This window comes from Rhizobium sp. N731, assembly GCF_001664145.1.
Lineage (GTDB): Bacteria > Pseudomonadota > Alphaproteobacteria > Rhizobiales > Rhizobiaceae > Rhizobium > Rhizobium esperanzae.
Genome location: NZ_CP013601.1, coordinates 426260 through 441692, shown reverse-complemented (window position 1 = coordinate 441692; position 15433 = coordinate 426260). Strand labels below are relative to the sequence as shown.

At 62.7% G+C, this 15433-nt stretch carries 16 protein-coding genes; 7 read left to right on the top strand and 9 right to left on the bottom strand.

The annotated features are described in order from the left end of the window. Window positions 1–55 precede the first annotated feature (55 nt). On the top strand, window positions 56–685 hold the full coding sequence (locus tag AMK02_RS02185; protein WP_064800475.1) for an EF-hand domain-containing protein: 630 nt from the start codon (window positions 56–58) through the stop codon (window positions 683–685). A gap of 84 nt (window positions 686–769) precedes the next feature. On the opposite strand, the gene AMK02_RS02180 is transcribed toward AMK02_RS02185, so the two are convergent. After that, window positions 770–1636, bottom strand: coding sequence for an LOG family protein (locus tag AMK02_RS02180; protein ID WP_064800474.1), 867 nt, complete (start codon window positions 1634–1636; stop codon window positions 770–772). Window positions 1637–1830: 194 nt separating this feature from the next. Here AMK02_RS02180 and dapD point away from each other — a divergent pair, with 194 nt between their 5' ends. The 3 genes from dapD to AMK02_RS02165 all read left to right on the top strand — a co-directional run bounded on the left by dapD (window position 1831) and on the right by AMK02_RS02165 (window position 4569). Then, on the top strand, window positions 1831–2691 hold the full coding sequence (gene dapD, locus AMK02_RS02175) for a 2,3,4,5-tetrahydropyridine-2,6-dicarboxylate N-succinyltransferase (protein WP_064800473.1): 861 nt from the start codon (window positions 1831–1833) through the stop codon (window positions 2689–2691). Window positions 2692–2792: 101 nt separating this feature from the next. Next, entirely contained in the window at window positions 2793–3986 is a 1194-nt protein-coding gene (gene dapE, locus AMK02_RS02170; protein ID WP_064800472.1) for a succinyl-diaminopimelate desuccinylase, read from the top strand. Continuing rightward, window positions 3973–4569, top strand: coding sequence for a hypothetical protein (locus tag AMK02_RS02165; RefSeq protein WP_064800471.1), 597 nt, complete (start codon window positions 3973–3975; stop codon window positions 4567–4569). The genes dapE and AMK02_RS02165 overlap by 14 nt, the downstream gene beginning before the upstream one ends. A gap of 20 nt (window positions 4570–4589) precedes the next feature. On the opposite strand, the gene truA is transcribed toward AMK02_RS02165, so the two are convergent. From truA to AMK02_RS02135, 6 genes are all read right to left on the bottom strand, one after another. Then, window positions 4590–5387: a tRNA pseudouridine(38-40) synthase TruA gene (gene truA, locus AMK02_RS02160; protein WP_064800470.1), complete on the bottom strand. Its 798-nt coding sequence runs from the start codon at window positions 5385–5387 to the stop codon at window positions 4590–4592. After that, window positions 5387–6322, bottom strand: coding sequence for a methionyl-tRNA formyltransferase (fmt, locus tag AMK02_RS02155; RefSeq protein ID WP_064800469.1), 936 nt, complete (start codon window positions 6320–6322; stop codon window positions 5387–5389). The genes truA and fmt overlap by 1 nt, the downstream gene beginning before the upstream one ends. Before the next feature lie 20 nt (window positions 6323–6342). Beyond that, entirely contained in the window at window positions 6343–6762 is a 420-nt protein-coding gene (locus AMK02_RS02150) for a type II toxin-antitoxin system VapC family toxin (protein ID WP_064800468.1), read from the bottom strand. Continuing rightward, window positions 6759–7019, bottom strand: a complete 261-nt coding sequence (locus tag AMK02_RS02145) for a FitA-like ribbon-helix-helix domain-containing protein (protein WP_004675454.1) — start codon at window positions 7017–7019, stop codon at window positions 6759–6761. Before AMK02_RS02145 ends, AMK02_RS02150 begins: the two co-directional genes overlap by 4 nt. 63 nt (window positions 7020–7082) lie before the next feature. Next, window positions 7083–7598, bottom strand: a complete 516-nt coding sequence (gene def / locus AMK02_RS02140) for a peptide deformylase (protein ID WP_064805860.1) — start codon at window positions 7596–7598, stop codon at window positions 7083–7085. A gap of 98 nt (window positions 7599–7696) precedes the next feature. Then, entirely contained in the window at window positions 7697–9193 is a 1497-nt protein-coding gene (locus AMK02_RS02135) for a globin-coupled sensor protein (RefSeq protein WP_064805858.1), read from the bottom strand. Window positions 9194–9396: 203 nt separating this feature from the next. Between AMK02_RS02135 and AMK02_RS02130 the strand changes: the two genes are divergently transcribed. From AMK02_RS02130 to AMK02_RS02120, 3 genes are all read left to right on the top strand, one after another. Further along, entirely contained in the window at window positions 9397–10620 is a 1224-nt protein-coding gene (locus tag AMK02_RS02130; RefSeq protein WP_064800467.1) for a DNA recombination protein RmuC, read from the top strand. A gap of 79 nt (window positions 10621–10699) precedes the next feature. Further along, on the top strand, window positions 10700–11599 hold the full coding sequence (locus AMK02_RS02125) for a ribokinase (RefSeq protein ID WP_064805856.1): 900 nt from the start codon (window positions 10700–10702) through the stop codon (window positions 11597–11599). 293 nt (window positions 11600–11892) lie between these two features. Further along, window positions 11893–14247 carry a methyl-accepting chemotaxis protein gene (locus AMK02_RS02120; RefSeq protein ID WP_064800466.1) on the top strand — a complete coding sequence of 785 codons (2355 nt, stop codon included), beginning with the start codon at window positions 11893–11895 and terminating at the stop codon, window positions 14245–14247. 72 nt (window positions 14248–14319) lie between these two features. Here AMK02_RS02120 and ptsN read toward each other — a convergent pair whose 3' ends face one another. Next, window positions 14320–14784 (bottom strand): PTS IIA-like nitrogen regulatory protein PtsN, encoded by a 465-nt coding sequence (gene ptsN, locus AMK02_RS02115; protein WP_011423788.1) that lies wholly within the window; start codon window positions 14782–14784, stop codon window positions 14320–14322. Between the two features lie 73 nt (window positions 14785–14857). Next, complete coding sequence (hpf, locus tag AMK02_RS02110; protein ID WP_064800465.1) at window positions 14858–15433, bottom strand: ribosome hibernation-promoting factor, HPF/YfiA family; 576 nt, start codon at window positions 15431–15433, stop codon at window positions 14858–14860.

Below are 15433 nucleotides of genomic sequence, written 5' to 3'. Positions count from 1 at the left end.
AGGCCTGCTGCCGTAGCTTCTTTCGTGAGGGGACACCTTACGAAAGGGAAACACGATGTACCGCAACAAGCTGATACTGGCAGCGCTCTCCTCCGTCCTTATCTTCGGCGCCGCAGCCGGGGCAAGCTTTGCCGCACCGGGCGACGGGCCGCGCCCGCATCATGCCGGCATGGACCGCCCGGGTCCGGCTGGCTTCCGCGAAGTCACCTATGTCAGAATGCTCAAGCAGTTCGACACCAACAAGGACGGTCAGATCTCCAAGGAAGAGGCAACCGCCGGTCTCGACAAGATCTTTGCTGCGATCGACACCAATAATGACGGTTCGTTGACACCCGGCGAAATCCGCCAGTACCGGGAAACGCAGATGAAGGCGATGAAGGATGAGCGCAAGCAGGAGGTCGGCGAGAATGACGACGTCAATGCCGTGCCCGACCTGCTGGACAATGACGATCAGGGACGGCCGCCGCGCGAAGATCATGAAGGCCGCGACGGACGTCACTGGATGCGCCATGGCGGCAATTTCATGCGCGCCTCGATGATGATGCGCCGCGTCGATACCGACGAGAACGGCCAGATCTCCAAACAGGAAGCCTCCGCCGCCCTCGACAAGCTGTTTGCGCGGATGGACAGCAACAAGGATGGGGTCATCTCGATCGACGACATGCCGGACCGGCCGCTACTGTAAGGGCGGTGAACCATTGCATACTCCTTCCCCGCCCCGGCGGGGAAGAAGATACGCGTTGCAATCGAGACGCTGCGCTCGGCCCCCCTACTCGCGATGTTCGTAGAAATCCTGGACGATCTTCCACGCGGCGTCGGCCGTATCAACGAAGCTGATCAGCTTGACGTCGTCGGGCGCGATCGTGCCGAATTCGGCCAAGGCCTCGAAATTGATGATGCTGCGCCAGAAGGCTTCCCCGAAAAGGATCAGCGGCAGACGTTCCATGCGGCCGGTCTGGATCAGCGTCAGGCATTCGAAGAATTCGTCGAGCGTCCCGAAGCCGCCGGGAAAGACCGCGATCGCCTTGGCGCGCACCATGAAATGCATCTTGCGAATGGCGAAATAGTGGAAGTTGAAGCTGAGCTCCGGCGTCACATAGGTGTTCGGAGCTTGTTCGTGCGGCAGCACGATGTTGAGACCGATCGACGGCGCGCCCTCATCGGCTGCGCCGCGATTGCCCGCCTCCATGACGCCGGGGCCGCCGCCGGTGACGATGACATATTCCTGAAAGTCGAAGCCCGCCGAATATTTCGAGCAGAGACGGGCAAATTTGCGCGCCTCGTCATAATAGACGGAGGCCGCCTCCAGATTGGCGCGCTGGATCTCGTTGCGCGCCGCCCAGGCGCTCTGGCCGGGGGCGGGAATGCGGGCGCCGCCGAACATGACGACGGTCGAGCGGATGCCGCGTTCGGTCAGCATCATCTCGGTCTTCAAGAGTTCCAGCTGCAGCCGGATCGGCCGCAATTCCTCGCGGCAGAGGAAATCCTCGTCGACATAGGCTAGGCGATAGGCCGGCGACAACGTCTGCGGCGTCTTCGGCACGGCTTCGGCGCGCTGCCTGTCGGTCGAGCTGCTCTTCAACGGGTCCCATACGCCATCCTTGCGCCGCGAACCGCCGTTTCGTCCCTTCGCCATTTCGAAATGCCTTTCAGTATTGCCGGCCGTGAAACCGGATATGTCGCTATAACGCCTTGAATCCAGGTATGATCTTGTTCGAAAAATCATTCCGTTCTACGGGTGCATGCTGTAGAGCAGGACAAACCCACGCCGATCGCATGTCCGGAGACTCCGCCGTCTCCACGATAAAGATCGAAGTTTAAGGAATTCTCATGAGCGCCACCGACCTCGCATCCCTGGAAAAGACCATCGAAGCCGCCTTCGACAATCGCGATAATGTGAACATGTCGACGAAGGGCGAGGTCCGTGATGCGGTCGAAGCGGCGCTCGATCTGCTCGATTCCGGCAAGGCCCGCGTCGCGACCCGCGGCGCCGACGGCGCCTGGACGGTCAATCAGTGGCTGAAGAAGGCGGTGCTCTTGTCCTTCCGCCTCAACGACATGGAGGTGGTCAAGGGCGGCTCCGGCAATTCCACCTGGTGGGATAAGGTTCCCTCGAAATTCGAGAATTGGGGCGAAAACCAGTTCCGGGCGGCGGGCTTCCGCGCCGTGCCCAACTGCGTCGTGCGCCGCTCGGCCTATATCGCCCCGAACGCCATCCTGATGCCCTCCTTCGTCAATCTCGGCGCCTATGTCGGCGAAGGCACGATGGTCGACACCTGGGCGACGGTCGGCTCCTGCGCGCAGATCGGCAAACATGTGCATCTGTCCGGCGGCGTCGGCATCGGCGGCGTGCTGGAGCCGATGCAGGCCGGCCCGACGATCATCGAGGACAATTGCTTCATCGGCGCCCGTTCCGAAGTGGTCGAAGGCTGCATCATCCGCGAAGGCTCGGTGCTCGGCATGGGCGTCTATATCGGCAAGTCGACCAAGATCGTCGACCGCGCCACCGGCGAGGTGATGTACGGCGAAGTGCCGCCCTATTCCGTCGTCGTCGCCGGCTCAATGGCCTCGGCCAATGCGACGATGGCAAACGGCCAGCCGGCGCCGCATCTCTACTGCGCCGTCATCGTCAAGCGCGTCGACGAACAGACCCGTTCGAAGACCGGCATCAACGAGCTGCTCAGAGATTGATGACACCGGGGCATTGATCCGGTAAACAGGCGACGTCTTTTTGAGCGAGGCGGCCTCGCCTTGCCATGTCTTTGCCATTCCCGCCGGATAGTTCGACCGCCATGACCGCTACCGATCCCGTCGCCAATCTGCAGACGCTGATTCGCTGCCCCTCCGTCACGCCAGCCGAAGGCGGCGCGCTGACGGCGCTGGAAGCGATGCTTACACCGCTCGGCTTCAAAGTCGACAAAGTGAAAGCGAGCGAAGAGGGAACACCAGATATCGAGAACCTCTATGCCCGCCTCGGCAGCGACGGTCCGCACTTGATGTTTGCCGGCCATACCGATGTCGTGCCGGTTGGCGATGAAGCCGCCTGGACGCACCCGCCTTTTGCCGCGGAGATATCAAAGGGCGAGCTCTTCGGACGCGGCGCCGTCGACATGAAGGGCGGCATCGCCTGTTTCGTCGCCGCCGTCGCCCGTCATATCGAAAAGAACGGGCCGCCGGCCGGCTCGATCTCTTTCCTCATCACCGGCGACGAAGAAGGCCCCGCGATCAACGGCACGATCAAACTGCTGCAATGGGCGGCGGAGCGAGGCGAACGCTGGGACGCCTGCCTTGTGGGAGAACCGACCAATCCGGACCGGCTCGGCGACATGATCAAGATCGGCCGGCGCGGCTCGCTGTCGGGGAAGATCACCGTGCATGGCGTTCAGGGCCATGCCGCCTACCCGCACCTCGCCGACAATCCGGTGCGCGGCATGCTGCAGCTGACCCAGGCGCTGATGGATCCGCCCTTCGACGCTGGCACCGACGATTTCCAGCCGTCGAACCTCGAAGTGACGACGGTCGATGTCGGCAATCCGGCCACCAACGTCATTCCGGCCAAGGCATCGGCCAGCTTCAACATCCGCTTCAACGACAGCTGGACCGTCGAAACGCTGCGTGCGGAAATCCTGCGCCGGCTCGAGGCCGCTGCCGGCAACGGCCAGCTGCGGCCGGGCCGGGAGCCGGTGAAATACGATATCGTCTGGGCCGACCGGCCGAGCCATGTCTTCCTGACACGCAACAACGCCGTGATCGCCTCGCTGTCTTCGGCCATCGAGAGCGCGATCGGCCGCTCGCCGAAGCTTTCGACCACCGGCGGTACGTCGGACGCCCGCTTCATCAAGGATTATTGTCCGGTCGTCGAGTTCGGCCTGGTCGGTCAGACGATGCACATGGTCGATGAGCGTGTCGCCGTTGCCGATCTGGAGACGCTGACGGCGATCTACGAAACCTTCATCGACCGCTGGTTCGCTCATGCCGGGTCTTAGGGAAGTCCAGTATTATCTGGCCGGCCTCTGGCTGCTGATCCGGATGGATCCGCGCGGCTTCCGCTTCCTCGATCTATCGGAGCGCGGCGTCAACCGGTCGTTTTGGGCGATGGCCTGGTGCCTGCCGCCGATGGGCATTTCCTGGCTCTGGTGGCGACAGGCCTTCCTGCGGTCGATGCCGCCCGAGGCCGATGTCGATCTTGCCTTCTACATCAGGCTCGGCCTCGTCGAGGTCGCCAACTGGTTCGTGCCGCTGGTCTTTGCCGGGCTGCTGCTGCTTGCCTTCCGCATGGGCGAGCGCTTCGCCCCCGTCGTCGTCAGCGTCAACTGGCTCGGCGTGCCGCTCTCCTATATCAACGGTCTGCTATTGGCGCTGGTGTTCTTCCTGCCCGGCACCGTCGGCCTCGTCTCGCTGCTGCTGCTCGCCTTCATGCTGGCGCAGATCTTCGCCCTGGCGCGCATTCTCAGGATGATCTGCCACGATCACGCGCTGATGGTCGGGGCGCTGACGCTGGTGCTACTCGTGCCATCGATGATCCTTTCGGAATATCTGCAGCACTTCCTCGGCATCTACCCCGCCTGACCCGCGCTATCGCATGAGCATCAGAGATCGTCGTCGTTTTCCTCGGCGGGCCTGCGGCGGTCAGTGATCACCTCGGGATAATCCACCTGCAGGAAATAGAGCCCTTCGGGCGGCGCCACCGGGCCGCAGGCCTTGCGGTCCTGCGCCTCGAGCGCCGCCTGCACATCCCCAGGGGTCCATTTGCCTTCGCCGGCAAGCTTCAGCGTGCCGGCGAAGGAACGGATCTGGTTGTGGAGAAAGCTCTGCGCCGTGGCGCGGATCTCGATCAATTCGCCATTTCGCGTCACGTCAAGCCGGTCGAGCGTGCGCACCGGGCTGTTCGCCTGGCAATGGGCGGAGCGGAAAGTGGAGAAATCGTGCCGGCCGACCAGCCTCTGGGCGGCGGCGTGCATGACCTCGTGATCGAGCGTCTTCGGCACCCACCACGCCTTGCCGGCTTCGAGCGCCAGCGGCGCCCGGCGGCTGACGATGCGATAGAGGTAATGGCGCCGCAGTGCCGAAAAGCGGGCATCGAAAAAATCGGGAACCGCCTCGACGTCGAGAATGGAGACACGCTCGCCGGCAAGCCTCAGATGCGCGTTCAGGGCATTTTGCAGCTTGTAGGGCGACCAGTCCTTGGAAAGGTCGGCATGGATCACCTGTCCCATGGCGTGAACGCCGGAATCGGTGCGACCGGCGCCGCGGATCGACACTGTCTCGCCGGTCAGCGACAACACCGCCGCCTCGATCGCCCCCTGCACCGAGGGGCCGTTCTCCTGCCGCTGCCAGCCGACATAGGGGCCGCCGTCATATTCGACGGTCATGCGGAAACGCGGCATCAGGAAAGCCTCGTGCCGGCGGCAAGCGGCGTACCGCGGAGGAAATCGGCCGCGGCAAGCGGCTTGCCGCCTGCCTTCTGCAGCCGTGTCAGCCGCACGGCGCCGGAAGCACAGCCGACGACGAGATCGTGGGTCAGCAACTGTCCGGCGGTCCCCTGCCCCTCAGCCAGCTCCGAGCCCAGCACCTTCACCCGTTCCGGCTTACCGCCGATCTCAAGCTCGAACCAGGCGCCCGGAAACGGTGCCAGGCCGCGGATATGGTTGTGCACATCCCGCGCCGGCCTGGCGAAGTCGATGCGCGTCTCGGCCTTGTCGATCTTGGCGGCATAAAGCACGCCGTCTTGCCGCTGCGGCGTCAGCGGCAGGTCGTTCATTTCCAGCTTCACCATGGCTTCCGCCATCGCCTTGGCGCCGACCTGCATCAGCCGGTCGTGCAATTCGCCTGCCGTCATGTTCGGGCCGATCTCGACTTCGCGGGTGAGCGCGACGGCGCCGGTATCGAGACCCTTGTCCATCTTCATCACCATCATGCCGGTCTTTGCGTCGCCGGCCATGATCGCCCGCTGGATGGGCGCAGCACCCCGCCAGCGCGGCAGCAGCGAGGCATGGCCGTTATAGCAGCCGTCGCGGGTGCCATTCAAAACCGCTTCCGGCAGAAGCAGCCCGTAGGCGACGACGACGGCGACATCGGCCTTGAAGGCGGCAAACCTCTCACGCTCCCGCTCATCCTTGAAATTGACCGGCGTGAAGACCGGCAGACCAAGCAGCTCGGCCGCCTGATGCACCGGCGATTTCTGCAGATCGAGCCCGCGCCGGCCGCCCGGCCGCGGCGGCTGCGTATAGACGGCGACGACCCTGTGGCCGGCGTCGACGAGCAGGCGCAGGGTCGGAACCGAGAACTCCGGGGTTCCCATGAAAATGATGCTAAGAGACATTCTATCTCGCCAATTGAGGATCAGCCGTCTTCAAACGGGTTTACGAGCTTGAGATCAAGCCCCTCGAAATCTCGGATGTTGCGGGTGGCGAGCGTCGCGCCGTTTGCCAGGCAGATGGCGGCAATCATCGCATCCTTCGTTTCCATCGGCCGCCCCATCTTTCTGCGCTGCGCCGCCAGAAGGCCGTAGCGATTGGCCGCACTCAGGGAAAAACCGAGGATGCGGCCGGCAAATTCCGACTCGATCCGGTTGAAGTCGGATATCAATGTTGCCTTTCGCCTGCCATCGTCGAGAAGTTCAAGACCATAGCGCATTTCGGCGACGGCGATCGTCGTCAGGAAAAGCATCTCGACGTCGTAGCCATCAAGCCAATTCAATATCCGCTCGCTGTGGGTTCTCCCCTGCAACTCGGAAATCACATTCGTATCGAGCACGATCATGTGTCGAAGCGCGGCGGTTCGCGGTCGGGTTCGTGGCGGGATGCGGCGATGGATTCCACCTCCTCATCGGTCAATCTTTCGTCGCTCATCAGCGAGCGCAGGCGCTGTCCGGCGGAAGCCCCCGAACGCCCGACCGCAATCTGCCGGCGGATGATTTCGATCGCCTCTTCCGAAAGGCTGCGGCCATTGCGCTGCGCGCTTTCCTGAAGTTGCCGCTTCATTGCGTCAGGAACATCGCGAATAAGCAGGTCACCCATTCGGCACCTCCATCATGATATCGGTGATATCATAGTGCCTCGCCGGCGCATTTTCAACGCTCGTCAGAGTGCCTTGGACTTCGCCGCCTTGGTGAACTTCTTGATCACCATCTCGCGCTTCAACCGCGAGATATAATCGATGAACAGCACGCCGTTCAGGTGGTCGATCTCGTGCTGCAGGCAGGTGGCGAGCAGGCCGTCGGCTTCCACCGTCTGTTCCTTGCCGTTGCGGTCGAGATATTTGACCGAGACGACCGCCGGGCGCTCGACCTCGGCATAATAATCCGGAATCGACAGGCAGCCTTCCTCATAGACCGAGCGTTCGTCGGAGGATTTGACGATCTCCGGATTGATGAAGACCTGCGGCTGCTTTTCTTCGCCTTCGCGCGACACGTCGATGACAAGCATGCGGCGCGGTACGCCGATCTGGATGGCGGCAAGGCCGATGCCCGGCGCGTCATACATGGTTTCCAGCATGTCGTCGGCCAGACGCTGCAGGTCGGCGTCGACCCGCTCGATCGGCTTGGACAGCTGGCGGAGAAGGGGATCGGGAAGAATGATGAGTGGCTTGATGGTCATGGGCGTTCCCATAACCCATCTTTTCCCACTATGGAATTATCCGGCGGGCGGGGAAGACGCTTTTTTGCATCCCCGCCCGGAATTTCGCCATATTCGCCTCATGCCGCCCGGCGGGTGGCGGCGACGGAACGGCCTTCCGGCCGGGCGCGGAAGCGGCGCAGCAGCTCGATCAGCTGGTCCACCTCGTCCTTGAGGCGGCCGGTTTCCGCCGACGTGCGCTCGACCATGCCGGAATTCTGTTGGGTGATCTCGCCCATGCTGCGGATCGCCACACTGACCTCGTTGACGCCGGTCGCCTGATCGCGGGCGGCAGCGGCGATATCGGCGACGAAGCGGTTGATGATGTCGATGCGGCCGATCATGTCGTTCAGCGCCTCGCCGGTGCTGGAGACGATGCCGACACCCTCATTGACCTGGGTCGAGCTCTGCGAGATCAGGTTCTTGATCTCCTTGGCGGCTTCGGCCGTGCGCTGGGCCAGCTGGCGCACTTCCTGGGCGACGACGGCAAAACCCTTGCCGGCATCGCCGGCGCGCGCTGCCTCGACGCCGGCGTTCAGCGCCAGCAGATTGGTCTGGAAGGCGATCTCGTCGATGACGCCGATGATCTTGGAAATCTCCGTCGAGGATTTTTCGATGCCGGCCATCGCCGAGACGGCGCTGGTGACGAGTTCACCCGAATTCTTCGCCTTCTGCTGCGTCTCGCGTACGGCGTCCGAAGCCTTCTCGGCATTGGCGGCGGTCTGGCCGACGCTGACGGAAAGCTGCTGCAGGGCCGCCGAGCTTTCCTCGACGCCGGCCGCCTGCTGTGCGGTGCGCAGCGCCAGGTCGTTGGTCGCGTTGGAAATGACGTCGGCGCCGCTCATGATCTGGCCCGACGTGTCGCGCACGGATGCGAAGGATTGGCGAAGGGCGCTGACGGCGCGGTTGTAATGCTCGGCCATCTGCCTGAAATCACCCGGCAGATCGGAGGGCAGAGTGGCTTCGAGATCGCCATTCGACAGTGCTTCCAGGCCGCGGCGCAGCTGCTCCAGCGCGATCGCCTGGTCGGATTGCGCCTTGGCGCGCTCCTCTTCCAGCGCACGGCGCTTGGCTTCCAGCGTCTCGAGATAGACCGAGATGGAATAATCCATGTCGAGCATGGCTGATTTGATGACGGCGGACAGCTTCTCGGCCAGTTGCCTGCCCTGCTGGCGCGCGAAGACCGAAGGCCACTGCTTCTCCATGATACCCTTGACGAGCTCGGACATGACGAGGGCATATCCGCCGATATACCAGCGCGGCTCCAGCCCGATGCGGGCATGGGTGCGGCCGACCGCCGTTACGCCATCGACATAGCTTTCGTCGAAGCTACCACCTGCAAGATTGGCCCAATGATCCTGCTGCCGCTTCTTGGCATGGGCGACCTGGCTCTTGTCCGTGAAAAAGCTCGAGACAGCGGGGGTCCTGGCAATCTTGGCGTAAAATTTATCGAGGGCGCCGCCGACCAGCTCTGATATAACCGGGCGCAGGTCCCGCATCGACTTGCGCGCCGCCTCATCCAGTTCGATGAAATCGAGACGCTGTTTCAGCGCACTGTCGGTCTGCTGGGATGTCATTGAGATCTCTGTCTTTGGCGCAACGGCGCGGGAGGGAATTTTGCGCCACAGATTTTGGCGAATATGGTTGAGCAATCGTTAATCCGGCTGCGATTTTCTGCGTTGACCAGCAAGGCGCGGCGGGCATCGCAGGATATTGAGGATTGCCGACTTCGTTCACGTTTTGATCTATATATTGCCGCATCTTCTGTTATGGTTGCGCCATGACCGTCGCTTCCGAATCGCTTTCAGCTTCCGTCGCCTCGATCAGCCCGGCCATGCTGGCGCTGGCCGGCGGCGTTCTTGCAGCCCTCATCCTGCTGGTAATCGTGCTTTTCCTGCGTGCGGCCGGCCTTCGCCGCGAACAGGCGGAGGAGGCGGATCTGCGCGCCAGGGAAAGTGCGATGCGCATGGCCGAGCTTCTGAAGATCCAGGCGGAGATGCAGGGCCGGATCACGGCGATGGCCGAAGTCTTCGGCACGCGGCAGAGCGAGCTCAACCAGGCGATCAACCAACGCCTTGACGGCATGTCGCAGCGCATGAGCTCGACGATCACCGAACAGACGAAATCGACGCATGAAAACCTGCAGCGGCTGCAGGAGCGGCTGGCGGTGATCGACGCGGCGCAGAACAATATCCAGACACTCGCCAAGGACGTCGTCGGGCTTCAGGCGATACTTTCCAACAAGCAGACGCGCGGCGCCTTCGGCCAGTCGCGGATGGAGACGATCGTCGCCGACGGCCTGCCGATGGGGGCCTACGCCTTCCAGCAGACGCTGTCGAACGGCTCGCGGCCGGACTGCACGATCCGTATGCCGAACGGGGCGCCGCCGCTCGTCATCGACGCGAAGTTCCCGCTCGAAGCCTGGAACGCCATCCGCGACGCCGGCAGCCCCGAGGCCACCAAGCTCGCCGGCCAGCAGTTCCGCCGCGACATGGAGATCCATATCCGCGATATTGCCGAGAAATATCTGATCCAGGGGGAAACCCAGGATACCGCCTTTCTCTTCGTGCCGTCCGAATCGATCTTTGCCGAGCTCCACGAAAATTTCGAAGCGGTGGTGCAGAAGGCGCACCGGGCGCGCATCGTCATCGTCTCGCCATCCCTGCTGATGCTGTCGATCCAGGTCATCCAGGCGGTGCTGAAAGACCAGCGCATGCGGGCGCAGGCGCATCTGATCCAGGGCGAGGTGGCGCTGCTGATGGACGATCTCAGCCGCCTCGACGAGCGGGTGCGCAAGCTGCAGGGCCATTTCGCCCTGGCGCAGAAAGATATCGACATGGTGGTCACATCGGCCGACAAGCTCACCAGGCGCGGCGCCAAGATCGAGGCGCTGGAATTCGAGGCAGGCGGCGACGCCAAGCCCGCCCGCCACGACGAGACTCCGGCCAAATCCGTGGAAAGCCGTACCGGCCTTCTCAAGCTTCGGGTGGTTGACGAGGAGTGATCGCTTCGGGCAGTGTCTCGCCCCATGAAATAGCAGGAGCATGATGTCATTCGCATGCTCCAAAAGACGGGACAGCCTGATGATCACAGTTTTCGGATCCATCAACATGGATCTCATCGCCACGACCGAGCGACTGCCAAAGCCCGGCGAGACGGTGGCCGGCAACGGTTTTGCCACGGCCGCCGGCGGCAAGGGCGCCAACCAGGCGCTGGCAGCCCGTCGCGCCGGCCGCTATGTGCACATGGCCGGCGCCGTCGGCAAGGATGCTTTTGCCGCCGATGCGCTCGCCCTGCTCGATGATGCCGGAACCGACCTCTCCCTCGTCAAACATGTCGACGGTCCCACCGGCACGGCGCTGATCCTGGTCGGCGGCGATGGCGAGAACATGATCGCCGTGGTCCCCGGCGCCAACGGCCTGGTGACGGCTGCCGATGCCGAAACGGCGGTCGGCAAGATGAGTGAAGGCGACATTCTGATGCTGCAGCTCGAAGTGCCTGTTGACGCGGTCGAGCGCGCGCTGTCGGAAGCCCGCGTCAGGGGCGTCACCAGCATCCTCAACCTGGCGCCGCTTACTCCCGATGCGCCGCGTCTCGGGCGCCTGGCCGATATCGTCATTGCCAATGAGACCGAGTTCGAGCGGCTCGCCGGACAGGATGGCATGGACGCCGAAGCGCGCGAGGCGGCCCTTCACCGCCTGCACCAGGAGACCGGCCAGACGCTGATCGTCACGCTCGGCGGCGATGGCGTCATCGCCATCCGCGACGGCGTCGTTTCCCGGGCGCAAGGCCTGAAAATCGAACCTGTCGATACTGTCGGCGCGGGCGATACCTTCTGCGGTTACTTTACCGCCAGCGTCGACGAAGGCCTCGATTTTGCCTCGGCGCTGCGTCGCGCGGCCGTCGCCGGCTCGCTCGCATGCCTCAAGGCGGGGGCGCAGCCTTCGATCCCGTTAAGCCAGGACGTCGCGGACAGAATATAGTTTCTGTCTCTTTGCGAAGCCGCCGAATGAACCCTTTAGTTTTGAGGGGATTTCTGCGGTTTTCCTTGTCTTGACCATTCGAGTTTCATTCAAATTTAAGGTATTTCCGGCGATCTTCCTCGTGGTCGCCGGCGCCCTTCGTTCTTGCAGCCGGCCGCCAATTCAAAGTGCTGCAGCGTCCCGTGGCGTCTTGAAAGACGCGCGCCGCTGCAGGCGGCTGCTCCATGACGGGGCGATGCCTTCGCTCCTGCGCCGGAGAATGCCCGTTCGGCGTATCCTTGCCCGAGGACCCCATGTTTATCTTTCGCATGAAATCGCTTGCGGCGAAACTTCTCGTCATCACCGGCATCGCCATCGCGCTTGTTCTCATCGTCTCGAACTTTTTCCTCATCGGCCAGACGCGTGATCGCGTCCAGACGCTGACGATGGATCAGGCCAATCTCGAGGCAAAATCGATCGCCAATGAAATCGCTGCCAATGTCGGCGAACTCGCCAGTGCCGCACGCACCATGTCGGGCGTGATCGGCCGCGGCCATGAGGGCAAATCGCTCGATCGCAAGGGCATGATCAACGTGCTGAAGGCCAATCTCGAACAGAACGCCTTTGCCTTCGGCAGCTGGTTCTGCGAGCAGCTCGGCGCGCTCGACGGCAAGACCACCGAGATCGCCAACAATAATGACGAAGGCACAAACAAGAACGGCGCCTTCACGCCCTATTGGTCGAAGACCAAGGACGGTGGCATTCAATACTCCACCTTCGACAATGACTATACCGCCGAATGGTGGAAGCTTGCTGCCGACAGCGGCAAGGGCGCGATCACAACCCCCTATCTCGCCCAGGGAACAGATGTACCGACGCAGCTGACATCAATTGCCTATCCCGTCATAGCGGGCGGCAAGATGATCGGTGTCGGCGGTGTCGACATCTCGCTGAAGTCGCTGACCGACAAGCTGCAGGCGCTGCATCCCTTCGGCTCGGGGCGCGTGACGCTGCTGTCGCAGGCCGGCAACTGGATCGTCGCTCCGATCCCCGACCTGATGACGAAACAATATGACGGCGAAGGCGCCGACGTCGTCAAGGCGGCGCTGTCGAACAAGCAGCCCGGCCTTGTCAGGAATCTCACTTATGACGGCCTCGACCCCTTCGACCGCGTCGTCTATCCGTTCGAAGTCCCCGGCGTCAACGCCACCTGGGTCGTGCTTGTCGATGTCCCGCACGCGGCGATCAACGCGCCGGTGCAGGACCAGACCTACATGATGATCGCCACCGGCCTGATCGTGCTCGGTGCGGTGATGCTCGCGCTCTATTTCGCCGTCCGCTCGCTCGTACAGCGGCCGCTCGGCAGCCTTGTCGCTAGCGTCAAAACGCTCAGCGACGGCGAATATGCCGAACCCATCGCTGCCCAGGACCGTACCGACGAAGTCGGTTCGGTCGCCAAGGCGCTCGAAGGCTTCCGCTTCAAACTCGCCGACTCCAGGCGCCTCGAAGACGAGGCCACCCACCAGCGACAGGCCGCCGAGACCGAGCGCAGCCGTTCGGAATCGGAACGGCAACAATCGGTGTCGCTGCAGCGTCATATCGTCTCGATCGTCGGCGCCGGCCTTTCCGAACTGTCCCAGGGCAATCTGGGTCACCGCATCACCGAGGAATTCCCCGGCGAATACGGCAAACTGAAGCAGGACTTCAACGCCGCGCTTGCGAGCCTCGAAGAGACCATCAACACGATGAATCTCAGCGTCGTCAATATCGGCGCCGGCACCGGCGAGATCAGCAACAGCGCTTCCGACCTCGCCAAACGCACCGAGCAGCAGGCGGCAAGCCTGGAAGAGACGGCGGCAGCGCTCAATGAGCTTACCGCCCAGGTCGATTCCAGTGCCGAGAATGCCCGCATGGCTGCCGACAACGTCAACCTCGCCTGCCAGGATGCCGAGAAGTCAGGCGAAGTGGTGCAGAAAGCCATCGCCTCCATGCATGGGATCGAGCAGTCTTCGACGGAGGTTTCACGGATCATCGGCGTCATCGACGAAATCGCCTTCCAGACGAACCTGCTGGCGCTGAATGCCGGCGTCGAAGCGGCCCGCGCCGGCGAAGCCGGCAAGGGTTTTGCCGTCGTCGCCCAGGAAGTGCGTGAACTCGCGCAGCGTTCGGCCAATGCTGCCAAGGAGATCAAGACGCTGATCAACACCTCGGCCGTCCAGGTCAAGGAAGGCGTCGATCTCGTCGGGCGCGCCGGCGGCACGCTGCACAAGATCGCCGAACAGGTGATGGGCATCAACAGCCTCATCCGGCAGATCTCGGCATCGGCGAGCGAACAGGCGGTCGGGCTGAAGGAAATCAACCAGGCCATGAACCAGATGGATCAGGTGACGCAGCAGAATGCGGCGATGGTGGAGGAAGCGACCGCCGCCAGCGTGGCGCTCAACGACGAGGCGCAGACGCTGAAGGCGCTCGCCACGCGCTTCAGCGTCTCCGGCTCCGCCAACGCGACTGCACTCGCCTCCGTGGCAAGGCAGATGCGTGCGCCGGCTGCAGCCCCCTCACATTTCGCGGCTGCTCCCGCGGTCCGCCACGCCCCGGCGACCCGCCGCACCACACCTCAATCGCATGGCTCGGCTGCCGTGGCTCGGGATAACTGGGAAGAGTTCTGACCGTTCAGCCCTGCATGAGAAAAAAGGCGCCTGCGAAATCAGGCGCCTTTTTTCATTTAGGGATTATGCAGCTCAAGCAGCGTTCGACGTCTGCTCCTCGTTGAGGAAGGCGTAGATCGCCGAGGCGGAATCGGTGGCCCGCAGCTTTGCAACCAGGTCTTGATCGCGCAGGACGCGGGCGATGCGCGACAGGGCTTTGAGATGATCGGCGCCGGCGCCCTCCGGTGCCAGCAGCAGGAAGACGAGATCGACGGGCTGGTCGTCCAGCGCTTCGAAATCGACAGGCTGCTCCAGCCGGGCGAAGATGCCGACGATGGAATGAATGTTCACCAGCTTGCCGTGGGGAATGGCGATACCGTTGCCGACGCCGGTCGAGCCGAGGCGTTCGCGCTGCAGGATGACGTCGAAAATCTCCCGTTCGGAGAGCCCGGTGATCCTCGCGGCTCTTGCCGCCAATTCCTGAAGCAACTGTTTCTTGGAATTTACTCTGAGGGCGGGAATGATCGCATCCTGATGGAGCAAATCTGCCAATGCCATTTCTTTTTCCTTCTGTCGCCGGGATCAGATGATGCGAGGAGCGGCGGCGATGCCGCCGCTCACCGCCCTGATCTCAGCCTTTGATATTGGCCGAATCGATCCAGCCAATATTTCCGTCGTGCCGACGATAAACGATATTCAGATGTTCCTTGCCGGGACTGCGGAACAGGAGAAGCGGCTCGTCGGTCATGTCGAGCGCCATCACGGCGGTGGCGACGGACATGGTCTTCAACTGCTTCGTGCTCTCAGCGACGATTGCCGGGGCGAAATCGTCGGGAATTTCATCCTCGTGATCAGGAACGGAGTCCATGACCGTGTAGGAGACTTCTGCAAAGCCATTCAGGTGGTTTCCGGCATGATGGTCCTTCAGCTTGCGCTTGTAACGGCGCAGGCGTTTCTCGATGCGCTCGGAAGCGGCGTCGAAAGCAAGCTGCGGATCCGTGGCTTCGCCGGCGGCATGAAGCACCACCCCGCTGTCGAGATGAAGCTTGCAGTCTGCCGAGAAACGAGAACTCGCCTTTTCGACGGTCACCTGGCCGGAATACCCCCCATCGAAGTATTTCGTGATGGCCGTAGCAATTTGGTCCTCGATCTTTTGACGGAAGGATTCACCAATTTCCATATGTTTCCCGGATACACGCACACTCAT

What these genes read in the sequence shown, in the direction of transcription:
- AMK02_RS02145 (WP_004675454.1), bottom strand. Translation starts at nt 7,019, where the DNA reads ATGGGTGACCTGCTTATTCGCGATGTTCCTGACGCAATGAAGCGGCAA.
- ptsN (WP_011423788.1), bottom strand. Translation starts at nt 14,784, where the DNA reads ATGGCATTGGCAGATTTGCTCCATCAGGATGCGATCATTCCCGCCCTC.
- AMK02_RS02165 (WP_064800471.1), top strand. Translation starts at nt 3,973, where the DNA reads ATGCCGGGTCTTAGGGAAGTCCAGTATTATCTGGCCGGCCTCTGGCTG.
- AMK02_RS02180 (WP_064800474.1), bottom strand. Translation starts at nt 1,636, where the DNA reads ATGGCGAAGGGACGAAACGGCGGTTCGCGGCGCAAGGATGGCGTATGG.
- fmt (WP_064800469.1), bottom strand. Translation starts at nt 6,322, where the DNA reads ATGTCTCTTAGCATCATTTTCATGGGAACCCCGGAGTTCTCGGTTCCG.
- dapD (WP_064800473.1), top strand. Translation starts at nt 1,831, where the DNA reads ATGAGCGCCACCGACCTCGCATCCCTGGAAAAGACCATCGAAGCCGCC.
- hpf (WP_064800465.1), bottom strand. Translation starts at nt 15,433, where the DNA reads ATGAGTGTGCGTGTATCCGGGAAACATATGGAAATTGGTGAATCCTTC.
- AMK02_RS02120 (WP_064800466.1), top strand. Translation starts at nt 11,893, where the DNA reads ATGTTTATCTTTCGCATGAAATCGCTTGCGGCGAAACTTCTCGTCATC.
- truA (WP_064800470.1), bottom strand. Translation starts at nt 5,387, where the DNA reads ATGCCGCGTTTCCGCATGACCGTCGAATATGACGGCGGCCCCTATGTC.
- AMK02_RS02130 (WP_064800467.1), top strand. Translation starts at nt 9,397, where the DNA reads ATGACCGTCGCTTCCGAATCGCTTTCAGCTTCCGTCGCCTCGATCAGC.
- AMK02_RS02125 (WP_064805856.1), top strand. Translation starts at nt 10,700, where the DNA reads ATGATCACAGTTTTCGGATCCATCAACATGGATCTCATCGCCACGACC.
- def (WP_064805860.1), bottom strand. Translation starts at nt 7,598, where the DNA reads ATGACCATCAAGCCACTCATCATTCTTCCCGATCCCCTTCTCCGCCAG.
- AMK02_RS02185 (WP_064800475.1), top strand. Translation starts at nt 56, where the DNA reads ATGTACCGCAACAAGCTGATACTGGCAGCGCTCTCCTCCGTCCTTATC.
- AMK02_RS02135 (WP_064805858.1), bottom strand. Translation starts at nt 9,193, where the DNA reads ATGACATCCCAGCAGACCGACAGTGCGCTGAAACAGCGTCTCGATTTC.
- dapE (WP_064800472.1), top strand. Translation starts at nt 2,793, where the DNA reads ATGACCGCTACCGATCCCGTCGCCAATCTGCAGACGCTGATTCGCTGC.
- AMK02_RS02150 (WP_064800468.1), bottom strand. Translation starts at nt 6,762, where the DNA reads ATGATCGTGCTCGATACGAATGTGATTTCCGAGTTGCAGGGGAGAACC.